Source organism: Bradyrhizobium sp. IAR9 (assembly GCF_013408065.1).
GTDB lineage: Bacteria > Pseudomonadota > Alphaproteobacteria > Rhizobiales > Xanthobacteraceae > Bradyrhizobium.
The window spans coordinates 246027-258614 of record NZ_JACBZW010000003.1; the positions used below are offsets into that span (position 1 = coordinate 246027).

General features: G+C 65.0%; 14 protein-coding genes. 9 read left to right on the plus strand and 5 right to left on the minus strand.

Annotation, left to right across the window (positions count from 1 at the left end):
• Positions 1 to 55: 55 nt before the first annotated feature.
• The 7 genes from GGD67_RS10190 to GGD67_RS10220 all read left to right on the plus strand — a co-directional run bounded on the left by GGD67_RS10190 (position 56) and on the right by GGD67_RS10220 (position 4649).
• A complete protein-coding gene (locus GGD67_RS10190; protein ID WP_018323526.1) occupies positions 56 to 586 on the plus strand; it encodes a DUF2628 domain-containing protein in 531 nt (176 codons plus the stop codon).
• Positions 583 to 1233, plus strand: coding sequence for an imidazole glycerol phosphate synthase subunit HisH (gene hisH, locus GGD67_RS10195; protein ID WP_179732489.1), 651 nt, complete (start codon positions 583 to 585; stop codon positions 1231 to 1233). Before GGD67_RS10190 ends, hisH begins: the two co-directional genes overlap by 4 nt.
• 166 nt (positions 1234 to 1399) lie before the next feature.
• Entirely contained in the window at positions 1400 to 2137 is a 738-nt protein-coding gene (gene hisA, locus GGD67_RS10200) for a 1-(5-phosphoribosyl)-5-[(5-phosphoribosylamino)methylideneamino]imidazole-4-carboxamide isomerase (protein WP_092251334.1), read from the plus strand.
• Positions 2138 to 2140: 3 nt separating this feature from the next.
• Positions 2141 to 2914 (plus strand): imidazole glycerol phosphate synthase subunit HisF, encoded by a 774-nt coding sequence (gene hisF / locus GGD67_RS10205; RefSeq protein WP_018323523.1) that lies wholly within the window; start codon positions 2141 to 2143, stop codon positions 2912 to 2914.
• A gap of 90 nt (positions 2915 to 3004) precedes the next feature.
• Positions 3005 to 3325: a phosphoribosyl-ATP diphosphatase gene (locus GGD67_RS10210; RefSeq protein WP_018323522.1), complete on the plus strand. Its 321-nt coding sequence runs from the start codon at positions 3005 to 3007 to the stop codon at positions 3323 to 3325.
• 27 nt (positions 3326 to 3352) lie between these two features.
• Positions 3353 to 4309 (plus strand): type I pantothenate kinase, encoded by a 957-nt coding sequence (gene coaA, locus GGD67_RS10215; protein ID WP_018323521.1) that lies wholly within the window; start codon positions 3353 to 3355, stop codon positions 4307 to 4309.
• 100 nt (positions 4310 to 4409) lie between these two features.
• A complete protein-coding gene (locus GGD67_RS10220; RefSeq protein WP_179732491.1) occupies positions 4410 to 4649 on the plus strand; it encodes a hypothetical protein in 240 nt (79 codons plus the stop codon).
• 4 nt (positions 4650 to 4653) lie between these two features.
• Here GGD67_RS10220 and GGD67_RS10225 read toward each other — a convergent pair whose 3' ends face one another.
• The 5 genes from GGD67_RS10225 to GGD67_RS10245 all read right to left on the minus strand — a co-directional run bounded on the left by GGD67_RS10225 (position 4654) and on the right by GGD67_RS10245 (position 11145).
• Positions 4654 to 5712: an AI-2E family transporter gene (locus tag GGD67_RS10225; RefSeq protein ID WP_179732493.1), complete on the minus strand. Its 1059-nt coding sequence runs from the start codon at positions 5710 to 5712 to the stop codon at positions 4654 to 4656.
• Positions 5713 to 5940: 228 nt separating this feature from the next.
• Positions 5941 to 6570, minus strand: a complete 630-nt coding sequence (locus GGD67_RS10230) for a histidine phosphatase family protein (protein ID WP_179732495.1) — start codon at positions 6568 to 6570, stop codon at positions 5941 to 5943.
• Positions 6571 to 6674: 104 nt separating this feature from the next.
• Positions 6675 to 8912, minus strand: coding sequence for a PAS domain-containing hybrid sensor histidine kinase/response regulator (locus tag GGD67_RS10235; protein ID WP_179732497.1), 2238 nt, complete (start codon positions 8910 to 8912; stop codon positions 6675 to 6677).
• 124 nt (positions 8913 to 9036) lie between these two features.
• Positions 9037 to 9510: a hypothetical protein gene (locus GGD67_RS10240; protein ID WP_179732499.1), complete on the minus strand. Its 474-nt coding sequence runs from the start codon at positions 9508 to 9510 to the stop codon at positions 9037 to 9039.
• A 96-nt stretch (positions 9511 to 9606) separates the two neighbouring features.
• Positions 9607 to 11145, minus strand: a complete 1539-nt coding sequence (locus tag GGD67_RS10245) for a YifB family Mg chelatase-like AAA ATPase (protein WP_018323516.1) — start codon at positions 11143 to 11145, stop codon at positions 9607 to 9609.
• 228 nt (positions 11146 to 11373) lie between these two features.
• Here GGD67_RS10245 and GGD67_RS10250 point away from each other — a divergent pair, with 228 nt between their 5' ends.
• Positions 11374 to 11619, plus strand: a complete 246-nt coding sequence (locus tag GGD67_RS10250; protein WP_011083489.1) for a PilZ domain-containing protein — start codon at positions 11374 to 11376, stop codon at positions 11617 to 11619.
• 179 nt (positions 11620 to 11798) lie between these two features.
• Positions 11799 to 12572 carry a tetratricopeptide repeat protein gene (locus GGD67_RS10255; protein ID WP_179732501.1) on the plus strand — a complete coding sequence of 258 codons (774 nt, stop codon included), beginning with the start codon at positions 11799 to 11801 and terminating at the stop codon, positions 12570 to 12572.
• Positions 12573 to 12588 lie beyond the last annotated feature (16 nt).

Genomic DNA, 12588 nt, shown 5'->3' on the forward strand with positions numbered 1-12588 from the left:
CTAGCGGCACGCGCCGCTTGCGGCATCACTGAATCCTTAAGAACGGGGCATTACCATGCCTGTCTACACAGTTCATGCTCCCTCCCCTGCCGGAGCCGATCTGCGCGCGACCGACAAGTTTGTGTTCGTGCGCGACGGATTCCATTTCTGGGCGATGATCCTCGGTCCGTTCTGGCTGCTGTGGAATCGGCTGTGGCTGGCGCTGATCGGCTGGGTGGTTTTCGTCGCGGCGTTCAATGCGGGACTGTCCAGCCTCGGCGTCGGACGCGGCTCGATCTTCTTCGCCGATCTCATCGTCGCGCTGCTGATGGGCTTCGAGGCCTCGAGCCTGCGTCGCTGGACGCTGTCGCGCGGCAAATGGCGGCAGCTCGACGTGGTGGTTGGCGATGACGAGGACACCGCCGAGCGCCGCTTCTTCGAGCGCTGGAGCCAGAAGCAGCACGGCATCGTCAACGATCAATGGGCGGTCGATCGCGGTGGCCCGCCGCCGACCCGCAGCGTGCCGGGTCAGCAATTCTCGAATCCGCCGCCGCTTCCGGCCGGCGGCATCATCGGGTTGTTTCCAGAACCGGGAGGGTCAAGATGAGCGTCGCCATCATCGATTACGGTTCCGGCAATCTGCATTCCGCCGCCAAAGCGTTCGAGCGCGCCGCGCGCAGCCTCGAAAATCCGCAGAAGGTCTTCGTCACCAGCGATCCCGATCAGGCCTATGAGGCCGACCGTCTGGTGCTGCCGGGCGTCGGCGCCTTTGCCGATTGCCGGCGCGGGCTCGACGCCGTCAACGGCATGGTCGAGGCGATCACCGAAGCGGTGCGCGTCAAGGCGCGGCCGTTCTTCGGCATCTGCGTCGGGATGCAGCTGATGGCGACCCGCGGCAAGGAGCATGTCACGACCGAAGGTCTGAACTGGATCGGCGGCGACGTCGAGAAGATCACGCCGCGCGACGAGAGCCTGAAGATCCCGCACATGGGCTGGAACACGCTCGACGTGCTGCAGGAACATCCGGTGCTGAACAAGCTGCCGCTCGGCCCCAAGGGCCAGCACGCTTATTTCGTGCACTCCTACCACCTCAATGCGGCCAACGAGGCGGACGTGCTCGCGCGCGCCGATTATGGCGGGCCTGTCACCGCGATCGTCGGCAAGGACACCGCCATTGGCACCCAATTCCACCCCGAGAAGAGCCAGCGCTTTGGCCTCGCTCTGATCTCGAACTTTTTGCGATGGAAACCGTGATGCCTACCGCTCTTGTTACCTCCCCCCTTGTGGGGGAGGTCGAATGCGCAGCATTCGGGAGGGGGGTAGCGGCAACGGCGGTGCCCGTGGCTTACCCCTCTCCCCAACCCTCCCCCACAAGGGGGGAGGGAGCGCACCCTGTGCGCGGAAAAATTCTGGCTCAATCATGATTCTCTTTCCCGCGATCGATCTCAAGAACGGCCAATGCGTGCGCCTCGAGCAAGGCGACATGGCGCGTGCGACGGTGTTCAACCTCAATCCTGCCGCGCAGGCGCAGAGCTTTGCCGAGCAGGGCTTTGAGTATCTCCACGTCGTCGACCTCGACGGTGCCTTCGCTGGCAAGCCGGTGAATGCCGAGGCCGTCGAGGCGATGCTGAAGACGATCAAGATTCCGGTGCAGCTTGGCGGCGGCATTCGCGATCTCGCCACCGTCGAAGCCTGGCTCGACAAGGGCATCACCCGCGTCATCATCGGCACCGCCGCGGTGCGCGATCCGGAGCTGGTGAAGGCTGCCGCGAAGAAATTCCCCGGCCGTGTTGCGGTCGGGCTCGACGCCCGCGACGGCAAGGTCGCGGTCGAAGGCTGGGCCGAAACCTCGCAAGTGACCGTGCTGGAGATCGCAAAGCGCTTCGAGGATGCCGGCGTTGCCGCCATCATCTTCACCGACATCGCGCGTGACGGCCTGCTCAAGGGCCTGAACCTCGATGCGACCATTGCGCTGGCCGACGCCATCTCGATTCCCGTGATCGCCTCCGGCGGCCTCGCCTCGATCGAAGATGTGAAAGCCATGCTGACGCCGCGCGCCAGGAAGCTCGCCGGCGCGATTGCCGGCCGGGCGCTCTATGACGGCCGGCTCGATCCAGCTGCGGCCCTCACCTTGATCCGCGACGCGCGCAGGAGCTGACACATGTTCAAGGTGCGCGTGATCCCCTGCCTCGACGTCAAGGACGGCCGCGTCGTCAAGGGCGTCAACTTCGTCGATCTCAGAGATGCCGGCGACCCCGTCGAAGCCGCCATCGCCTATGACGCCGCCGGCGCTGACGAGCTCACTTTCCTCGACATCACCGCGACCCATGAGAATCGCGGCATCATGCTGGACGTGGTCCGGCGCACGGCGGAAGCCTGCTTCATGCCCGTGACCGTCGGCGGCGGCGTGCGTGAGGTCAACGACATCAAGACGCTGCTGCGCGCCGGTGCGGACAAGGTCTCGATCAACAGCGCCGCTGTATCCCGGCGCGAGTTCGTCAAGGAAGCGGCGGAAAAATTCGGCGAGCAGTGCGTGGTGGTTGCGATCGATGCCAAGCGCGTCAAGCGCCCCGGCGGGGACCGCTGGGAGATCTTCACCCATGGCGGGCGCAACTCGACCGGCATCGACGCGATCGAATATGCCCAGGAAGTGGTCTCGCTCGGTGCCGGTGAAATTCTGCTGACGTCGATGGACCGCGACGGCACGAGGCAGGGATTCGACATCCCGCTGACCCGGGCGATCGCCGACAGCGTTGCCGTCCCCGTGATCGCCTCGGGCGGCGTCGGCAATCTCGACCATCTCGTTGACGGTATCCGCGACGGCCACGCCACGGCCGTGCTGGCCGCCTCGATCTTCCATTTCGGGGAATTCACCATCCGCGAAGCCAAGGAGCACATGGCCCGGCGCGGACTGGCCATGCGCCTCGATGCATGACGACTCCCGTTCATAAAAGTGCTACATGAGGTAGCGGGGAATGGCCTCCGTGGCCAAGTGTGTTGCCAAGCGTGTTTCCGAGTAATTCCGATGCCGCGTTTCACGATCCACGATCTGGCCGAGACCATCGACGCCCGCGCGGCGGCGGGCGGCGAAGCGTCCTATACCCGCAAGCTCCTCGACAAGGGCGCCGAGCATTGCGCCAAGAAGTTCGGTGAGGAAGCAGTCGAAACCGTAATCGCAGCAGTCGAAAACGATCGCGCGCATCTGATCGCCGAGAGCGCAGACCTGCTCTATCACTTCCTTGTCTTGCTCAAGGCCCGCGGCGTAAAGCTGGAAGAGGTGGAAGCGGCGCTCGACAAGCGTACGAATATGTCAGGGTTGGAAGAGAAAGCGTCGCGTAAGGGCTAGTATAAGCCGCAACGGAAAGGTCGCGTTATGGATATCCGCGCACCCGAGCAGCAGTATAATCCGTACCGCATCTATTCGCGCGAGGAGTGGGCGCGTCTGCGCGACGATACGCCGATGACGCTGGAGCCGGGCGAGTTCGACCGGCTGCGCTCGCTGCACGATCGCCTCGATCTCAAGGAAGTCGAGGATATTTATCTTCCGTTGTCACGCCTGCTCTCGATCTATGTCGATGCGATGCAGCGCCTGTATTATGCGGAGCGCCAGTTCCTCAACATCCGCGACCGCAAGGTGCCCTACATCATCGGCGTCGCCGGCTCGGTCGCGGTCGGAAAATCAACCACGGCCCGCGTGCTCCAGGCCCTGCTGGCGCGCTGGTCGCCGCGCCCGAAGGTCGAACTCATCACCACCGACGGATTCCTCTATCCGAACGCTGTGCTCGACCGGCAGGGCATCATGCAGAAGAAGGGCTTTCCGGAAAGCTACGACCTGCCGCTGCTGCTCAGCTTCCTGTCCGACATCAAGTCCGGACGCCGCCATGTGCGTGCGCCGGTCTACTCGCATCTGACCTACGACATCGTGCCGAACCAGTGGGCCGAGATCGACCAGCCCGACATCCTGATCGTCGAGGGCGTCAACGTGCTGCAGACCGGCAAGCTGCCGCGCGACGGCAAGGCGGTGCCCGTGGTCTCCGACTTCTTCGATTTCTCGGTCTATATCGACGCCGACGAAGCCGCGCTGCGGCAATGGTACATCAAGCGCTTCCTGGCGCTGCGCGACACCGCATTTACCAATCCAAAGTCCTACTTCAACCGCTACGCGCTGTTGTCGGACGAGGAAGCCACTGCCACCGCGATCGCGATCTGGGAGCGCACCAATCTCGCCAATCTCGAGGACAATATCCTGCCGACCCGCCCTCGCGCGACGCTGATCCTGAAGAAGGGCGCCGACCACACCGTGGAGAGCGTGGCGCTCAGGCGTCTGTAATCGCGGCGGTCGGCGGATCCTGCGCGTTCGTGCAGCGGTGTCTTTTGTTGCAGACCGACGAGAGGTATTGGGCTAAGACCTTGGAAAACGCGAGGTCTCGATGGTTGATCGTCTCAGAAGTGCTGCGGAACAACTCGAAGCACCGACCTGTCCGGATTGCCATGTCGAGATGAGGTGGTTCCGCTCGGAACTGCTCGCGGACGAGCCGGTTCCGGTGATCGCGCATCTCTTCGTATGCCCGCATTGCAAGCGGGCGGCAAAGACGGACACCGTCTTCCAGGGCACTCCGGGGCCGCCGGACAAGCTCTCCGCGCCGCGCTTCATCGCTTACGCCGCGTAGCAGGTCATTTCCGGGCTGCCTGTTGCTCTTTCGAGCGGACGTAGACCTGCCAGGCCGTCAGGAACATGGCCGCGACGAGCGGGCCGATGACGAAGCCGTTTGCACCGAAAGCCGCAAGGCCGCCCAGGGTGGCGAGCAACACAATGTAGCTTGGCATCCGGATCGACTGCCCGACCAGGATGGGGCGAAGAAAGTTGTCCGCAAGGCCAATCACGAAGATGCCGAAAGCGAGCAGGATGATTCCCTTCGTGACTGAGCCTGCCACGAGCAGATAGAGCCCGGCCGGAAACCATACCAGCGCGGAGCCGAGCACGGGCAGAAGCGAGAGCAGCGCCATCAGCGCACCCGCCAGGAGCGGTGCGGTCAGTCCGAGCAGCCAGAAGATAACGCCGCCAAGCGCGCCCTGAATCAGGGCAACGAGGATGATTCCCTTGATCGTCCCGCGTACCGCCAGGGTGAACGCAGTCAGAATCTCGGCGCTGTGGCTCGCACGCAGCGGCAGGGCGTCGCGGATGCGCGCGTTCAGCTCGTCACCGTCGCGCAGCAGAAAGAACAGCAGGTACAACATCACGAGCAAGCTTGCGACGAATTCGACGGTCAACTGGCCGATGTTGAACGCGTGCCCGGCCAGCTGTTGGCCGGCCGGGACGAGCAGACCCGACAGGCGTTCCTTCAGGGCCGAAAAATCGATGCTGGCGAGGCGATCCGCCATGGGGGCAGCCCAGTCGGGCAGCGCGGATTTCAGCTGCTGAAGCGGATGAGCAAAGCTGATCTCCCCCGACTGAACCCGCTGATACAGCTCCCCTCCCTGGTCGATGAGCGAGGCGATGACGATCGCGACAGGGATCAAGACGATCACCACCACGACGACGACGGTGGAGAATGCGACAAGGTTGCGCTTTCCCGGGAGGATTTCCAGGAAGCGTCGATAAAGCGGGGCGAAGATGATGGCCAGCAGCGTGGCCCACAGCAATGCTCCGGAGAAAGGCCAAAGCACCCAGCCAAACCCGACCGTGATTGCAGCAAGTAATACGAGAAATGAGCGGTCTTCCGATGTTCTCACGTGTTCGCCAGCCTTTCAGTCGGAACTCGCAAGACGTGGGTATCACAAGACGATCGTGCGGGAGCAAGTCGGACAACGTCAATCTGCCCGCGGCGTGTCGGCAATGTCCCGGCAAATCTCAATTGCCGAGTCATCGGCCGGACACCCTCCAGGTGAGCCGGCTCGTCGGGAGCCCGGGGAAATCCGGCCCCTCCATCACACCAGCGAACAGGGTCGAATGCGGGCGCTTCACTTGCCGGCTTTGGCGCTCCAATCTGCAGGCTTGATGCGTCCGGCAAAGGTGGCGGGGCCGGAGCTGCCGGCCTTGTAAACGAAGGCCTCGCCTTCCCCGACGTCACCGGCCTCCTTGCCGAAGGCATCGGCGATGTTCGTCTTGTGGGTGACCAGGAAATTGTTGGTACCAGCTTTCGGCGGCGTGTCGACGAGCTGGCGCACCGCCTGTCCGGCCTTTGCATTGGCGCCGGTCGGGTTTGCCATTCCCGATGCGCTGGCGTTGCTGCTGTCCGTCAACGCGTCGACCGGCTTGACCTCGCGGCCGGAGATCAGCTTGCCGGCCTCGATCGCACGGTTGAGTCGGCTGGTGTAGACATCGCCGATCGGAATCTCGAGGTCCTTGATCGCTGCCCCGATCTGGCGCGCCATGTCCCTGCCCTTTTCGCTGAGCTGACGCTGGGCGCTCATGTCGTCGAACTTGAAGGGGTAGACGTCCTTTTGACTGTCGTCGGTGGCGGTGTGCCGAAAGATCAGCACGTAGCCGCCTTGCTTGAGCGAGGCGATGAGCTCCGGCGTATCGGCCGCGGCGTGTCGGGAAAATCCAGCGAGAAGAACAATGAATACGAGGCGGCAAAGCACGGTCATGCGCGAAACCCTCCTGCAAAGGCCCCCGGAGGATGGTGGCGCGCAACGCGGTCGATTTCAATTATCGATTGCTGACGGGACGAAGTTCCCGTGAGGTTTTCGGATCAGACAGCCAGCCGCCGTGACGCCGCCAGCCCTGCCAGCGCTTCGTCCAGCTTGTCGCGATCGAGCGGCTTGATCAGGAATCCGTTCATGCCCGCCTCGAAGCAGGCATAACGGTCCTCCACCAGCGTATTGGCGGTGAGCGCGAGGATCGGCGTGTGGTGGCCGCCGGTCGCGGCCTCATGCGCGCGGATGCGCTTCGTCGCCTCGATGCCGTCGAGCTGCGGCATCTGGATGTCCATCAGCACGAGATCATAGGGCGTGCCGGCCGATGAAGCGGCGAGCCAGGACTCCAGCGCGGCCTCGCCGTGCACGGCGATGACGACGCGATGGCCGAGCTTCGTCAGCAGTGAGCGCATCAACAGCGCGTTGATCTCGTTGTCCTCGGCGACGAGGATCGACAGGCCTTTGGTCGCTGCTTTGGCCGGTGTCGCGCCGGCAGCTTCCGCCGGTGGTTCCGGCGCCAGATCGGGCGAGGCCACCTCCGGCGTCATCGCAAGGCGCGCGGCGAGCGAGGCCGCCCGCAGCGGCTTCACCAGAAAACCGGTGAAGGCCGGCGACAGCTTTTCGTGACGCGAGCTGGAGGTCAGCAGCACGAGGCGCTGCAGCGCATGCGCGCGGGCCAGTTCGCCCAGCTGGTCGGCCGCGGCAGGGCCGATCGCACGATCGATCAGCACCGCGTGCCATGAGCGTTCCGGCAGCAGCGCTTCGGCAACCGCGGCATCCGCAACCATGCAGGTCTGGCCACCCCAGCGCTCGAGGCGCCGCGCGATCAGCGAGGCCTCGATGCCGTCGGCGACGAGGAGCATCGACTTGCCGGTGAGGTCGGGGCTCGGAAAGGCCGTCTGTCCGGCGCTGGCTTGCGAGGGCGGAAGCGGCACCGCGATCTCGAAGGTCGAGCCTTTGCCCGGCTCGCTTGCGAGCGTGATCCGGCCGCCCATGCGCTTGACGATGCGTTCGCTGATGGCAAGGCCAAGCCCGGTGCCGCCATAGGTGCGGGCGACGCGCTCGTCGGCCTGCTCGAATTCGCGGAAGATGCGCTGCTGCGCCTCCGGCGCAATGCCGATACCGGAGTCGCGGACCAGGAAGCTGATCTCGTTCGGCCAGATACCGGGCTCGACGATCAGCGCGACGCCACCGCTCCCGGTGAACTTGATGGCGTTGCCAGCGAGATTGAGCAGCACCTGGCGCAGCCGCGCCGCATCGCCGACCACCTCCAGCGGCAGGCGCTCGTCGACATAGGCGGCGATCTCCAGCGTCTTGGCCTGCGCGCGGGGCGCGAGCAGCTCGGTGATCTCCTCGACCAGGGTCGAGAGCGCGAAGGGACGCTGCTCCAGATCAAGCTTGCCGGCCTCGATCTTGGAATAGTCGAGCAGTTCCTCGATCAGCGCCATCAAGGCTTCGCCTGAGGTTTTCACCGCTTTGGCGTACGTCCCCTGCTCCGGAGTCAGATTGGTGTCGAGCAGGAGGCCGCCCATGCCGATGATGCCGTTTAGCGGCGTGCGGATCTCGTGCGAAGCCATCGCGAGGAAGCGCGATTTCGCGCGGTTGGCAGCGTCGGCCTGGTCGCGCGCGTCGGACAGAGCGCGTTCGGTCTCGGTGCGGTCGGTGACGTCGCGCCCCACGCTCTGCAATTCGGCGGGCTGTCCGGCATCGAGGCGGACATAGCCTTCGCGCCAGGCGATCCAGCGCGCGCCGAGCGGGGTTGCGATCTTCTGGTCGTGGATGCGTGTGCCGCTGCTTTCGCGGGCGCTGTCGCCCTGCTCCAGCACGTCGAAATCGAAACGCGTGCCGACCAGCGCGCTGCGCGCCTGTCCTGCGAGCGCGCAATAGGCTTCGTTGGCAAAGGTGATGCGGCCATCGGTAGCGCGCAGCACGATGAGGTCGCCCTGTTGCTCGAACAGGCTGCGGGCGCGTTCTTCCGCTTCCTTCAGCTCCCAATTGCGGTCGATCAGCGCCTCGTTGTGGGCGGCGAGGGTGCGCAGCCGCTTGTTCACGAAACGCAGGCGCATGCTCAGCGTCGCAAGGCCGAGGCAGGCGAGCGCGAACAGGAAGCTCGCGCCGATCGCAAAGGTGTGGGGATCGTAGCCGGAGCTTTCGGACCGGCTGCCGGACACGAAACCATAGGCGCCGCCAAAGGTCGCCGAGAAGATCATGAAAGAGCGGATCGCGAAGGCGATGCGGGGATGCTGTCGCCTGAAACGGCGCATGCGCACCTTGATCCGGAACGTCCGACTCATCGCACCGACCCCGACTCTTTTTCGAATCCCGCCACCCGCCGTCTGCGACGATGTCGCGCCGACCTTGCGAACAGCTTGAGGCTTTGGCGCTGCCTCCAAACAGGACTAACGAGGTGTTAACGCTTCAGAGCGAGGCGGCCTGGAGCGGGAGCGGGCGATGGCCACCATGGGCGCCGACGATCAGCGCCGCGGCCTCGCGCTGCGAGAACGACTTCGAGCGCACATAGATGCGGTAATCCGCCGGCCCTTCGGTGGAGAGATAGATCACCTGGCCGCCATCGACGGGCTGAGCGGCAATCGAGACGAGGCGCGTCGAGGGATTGGCCTGACAGGAATCCGGCTCGGAACCGAGACCGTCGTCGACCACGGCGAAGTCCGCCGTATCGGCATCATCGGTGATCTGAACCCGCACCGTGGCCCGGGCGGGATCTTCGGTGAAGGCGACATGGACGGCGGCCGTCCAGAACAGGGAGGTGAGCTCGACCGAGGTTTCGCCGAGGGCGATGCAGGGATTCGAGACCGAACCGATCTCCGCGCGGGCGAACACCGCAGCCGCCAACAAGGGAACAACCGAGGCCAGGATCTTGAAACGCAACATGACACTCTACTCGTCCGGGCCCGGGGAACTCATTGGGCCTTATGGTTTGCAGAGCGTAAAGGAAACTCGTTACCGCCGGGTTGATGCGCGGAATGATCAAGCCATCTGCCGCACATCCTCCGCGAGTGCGCGGTAGGACAAGGCTTCGGCGAGATGCAGCCGGCCGATCTTGTCGGCGCGATCGAGGTCGGCCAGCGTGCGCGCCACCCGCAGCACGCGGTGATAGCCGCGCGCGGACAGCCGCATGGTCTCGGCGGCGTCGCGCAGCAGCTTCTGGCCCTGCGCGTCCGGCTTTGCGATCTCCTCCAGCACGGAGGCTGGGGCCTCGGCATTGGTCCGAACCTTGGGCAGGCCGGCATCGGCATAACGCGCGAGCTGAATGTCGCGCGCCGCGGCCACGCGGGCGGCGACCTCGGCGGAGCCTTCCGCCGGCGGTGGCAGGATCAGATCCGCCGCGGTCACGGCCGGCACTTCGATGCGCAGGTCGATGCGGTCCATCAGCGGGCCGGAGATGCGCGCCTGATAGTCGCCGGTGCAGCGGTCGACGCGGCCGCGCTTGCAGGCATAGCCCGGCTCGAACGCGTTGCCGCAGCGGCACGGATTCATCGCCGCGACCAGCATGAAGCGGGCAGGGTAGGTGACGCGGTGATTGGCGCGCGACACCGCGACTTCGCCGTTCTCCAGCGGCTGCCGCAGTGAATCCAGCACGCGCGGATCGAACTCCGGCAATTCGTCGAGGAACAGCACGCCCTGATGCGCCAGCGAGATCTCGCCGGGTTTTGCACGCATGCCGCCGCCGGTGAGCGCGGCCATGCTGGCGGAATGATGCGGCGAGCGGAACGGCCGCCGCGCGGTCAGCGCGCCGCCCTCGATCTCGCCGGCGACGGAGGCGATCATCGAGACCTCGAGCAGTTCGCTCGGTGACAGCGGCGGCAGGATCGAGGGCAGGCGCGCCGCCAGCATCGACTTGCCGGCGCCGGGCGCGCCGATCATGAGCAGATGATGCCCACCGGCGGCGGCGATCTCCAGCGCGCGCTTGGCGCTTTCCTGACCCTTGATGTCGCGCAGGTCGAGCGTCGAGGCGGCGGGCTCATGCACCTTCGGTGATGGCCGCGACAGCACCTGCGTGCCCTTGAAGTGGTTGGCGATCTGGATCAACGAGCTTGCCGCGATGATCTGGATGTCCGGGCTCGCCCACGCCGCTTCGGAGCCGCACGAGACCGGGCAGATCAGCCCTTCCTCGCGCATATTGGCGCCGAACGCGGCGGGAAGAACGCCGGCCACGGGCGCGATCGAGCCGTCGAGGCCGAGCTCGCCGAGCACGGTGAAGCCGGTCAGCGCATCCGGCGGGATCGCGCCGATCGCCGCCATCAGGCCGAGTGCGATCGGCAGGTCGTAATGACTGCCTTCCTTCGGCAGGTCGGCCGGCGCCAGATTGACGATGATCCGCCGCGCCGGCAGCGCCAGGCCGGAGGCGATCAGCGCCGAGCGCACCCGCTCGCGCGCCTCCGACACCGCCTTGTCCGGCAGGCCGACGATCGCGAAGGCCGGCAGGCCCGGCGCGACCTGCACCTGCACGTCGACCGCACGGGCCTCGATCCCCTCAAAGGCGACGGTGGAAACCCGCTGAACCATGCTCAAACCAGCCTGCCCCTCTCGCACAATTAGGGGTAGCAGAGGCGGGCCGTTTCCGCAAGAACAATACGGGAACGATCTGGGACGGGGAGCAAGCCCTAACCAAACGTAAACACCACGCCGACACTAAGCCTCGAATGCCAGCTTCTGTCCTCAGCACATTCCAACGAATGTCCGCTACTCCTAAGGCTGCGGGATGGGCCGTGGTCTAACGGGTGAACAATTCAAATGCTTGCAAATCGCCGGAGAAGCGAACGTCGGGTATGCAGCCGGCTCGCCAAGATCCATTTTGGCGCGGGCTCGCTGCCGCGGGACTGCACGATCACCGATATTTCGGATGGCGGCGTGAAAGTGGTGGCGGAATTCCTGGAAGTGCCGCCGCAATTCACCATCATCTTCGCACCCGATTATTCCCGCCAGTGCCGCCTGCGCTGGCGCATCGGCTGCGAATTCGGTGCCGAGTTCACCGACTAAAGCGCGACGCGATGAGGATGAATCGCATCGCGCTTTAGGTTGTTGTTCAAGCATGATCTTTTCGGAAAACCGCTGCGCACTTTTCCGGATCATGCTTTGAGATCTCCCAAGCCGCGTCCTTAACGGGACTTTAGCGTTAATCGGTAAGCATCTCTGATCAGTTGCCGAGTGATCAGAGTATGTCCAAGCGTTCGTCCCTCGCCTCTCCCCCGGCGAGATTGCTGCTTCCCGCACTTCTGGTGCTCGCCTTGGGTGGCTGCCAGACCGCCGGCATCGAGGATGTGACCGGCGCGCTCGGTGTCAGATCGGAAACGGCCGTCAAGGCCGATGCCAAGCCGGAAATGGATGCGTTGCGCGAGCGCTATCGCGCCAAGCCCAGTGATCCCAACGTTGCGCTCGCCTACGGCAAGGCGCTGCGCGAGTCCGGCCAGCGCGCGCAGGCGGTTGCGGTCATGGAGCAGGCGGTGCTCGCCCATCCCAGCAACAAGGCGCTGCTCGCCGGCTATGGCCGCGCGCTCGCCGACAGCGGCAATTTCCAGCAGGCCTTCGACGTCCTCAGCCGCGCGCATACGCCCGAGGATCCGGACTGGCGCATCCTGTCGGCGCAGGGTGCCGCGCTCGATCAGCTTGGCCGCAACGAGGAGGCGCAGCAATATTATGCCGCGGCGTTGAAGATCGTGCCGGACGAGCCGACCGTGCTGTCCAATCTCGGCCTGTCCTATATGCTGCAAAACAATTTGCCGAAGGCCGAACAGGTGCTCGGCCGCGCTTATCAGCGCAATCAGAACGATGCGCGGGTCCGCGCCAATCTCGCGCTCGTGCTGGGATTGCAGGGCCGCGAGGCCGAGGCCGAAATCCTCGTGAAGGCCGATTTGCCGCCGGACCAGGCCGCGGCCAAGGTCGCGGCGCTGCGGCAGCTGCTGGCCAAGAAGCAGCAGCGGGCGGACAAGTAATCCGCCCCTCCTGGTG

Coding starts and splice junctions, on each gene's coding strand:
- GGD67_RS10190 (WP_018323526.1), top strand. CDS start 56: ATGCCTGTCTACACAGTTCATGCTCCCTCCCCTGCCGGAGCCGATCTG.
- GGD67_RS10220 (WP_179732491.1), top strand. CDS start 4,410: ATGGTTGATCGTCTCAGAAGTGCTGCGGAACAACTCGAAGCACCGACC.
- GGD67_RS10210 (WP_018323522.1), top strand. CDS start 3,005: ATGCCGCGTTTCACGATCCACGATCTGGCCGAGACCATCGACGCCCGC.
- GGD67_RS10245 (WP_018323516.1), bottom strand. CDS start 11,145: ATGGTTCAGCGGGTTTCCACCGTCGCCTTTGAGGGGATCGAGGCCCGT.
- GGD67_RS10240 (WP_179732499.1), bottom strand. CDS start 9,510: ATGTTGCGTTTCAAGATCCTGGCCTCGGTTGTTCCCTTGTTGGCGGCT.
- GGD67_RS10235 (WP_179732497.1), bottom strand. CDS start 8,912: ATGAGTCGGACGTTCCGGATCAAGGTGCGCATGCGCCGTTTCAGGCGA.
- coaA (WP_018323521.1), top strand. CDS start 3,353: ATGGATATCCGCGCACCCGAGCAGCAGTATAATCCGTACCGCATCTAT.
- GGD67_RS10230 (WP_179732495.1), bottom strand. CDS start 6,570: ATGACCGTGCTTTGCCGCCTCGTATTCATTGTTCTTCTCGCTGGATTT.
- GGD67_RS10250 (WP_011083489.1), top strand. CDS start 11,374: ATGCTTGCAAATCGCCGGAGAAGCGAACGTCGGGTATGCAGCCGGCTC.
- hisH (WP_179732489.1), top strand. CDS start 583: ATGAGCGTCGCCATCATCGATTACGGTTCCGGCAATCTGCATTCCGCC.
- hisA (WP_092251334.1), top strand. CDS start 1,400: ATGATTCTCTTTCCCGCGATCGATCTCAAGAACGGCCAATGCGTGCGC.
- GGD67_RS10255 (WP_179732501.1), top strand. CDS start 11,799: ATGTCCAAGCGTTCGTCCCTCGCCTCTCCCCCGGCGAGATTGCTGCTT.
- hisF (WP_018323523.1), top strand. CDS start 2,141: ATGTTCAAGGTGCGCGTGATCCCCTGCCTCGACGTCAAGGACGGCCGC.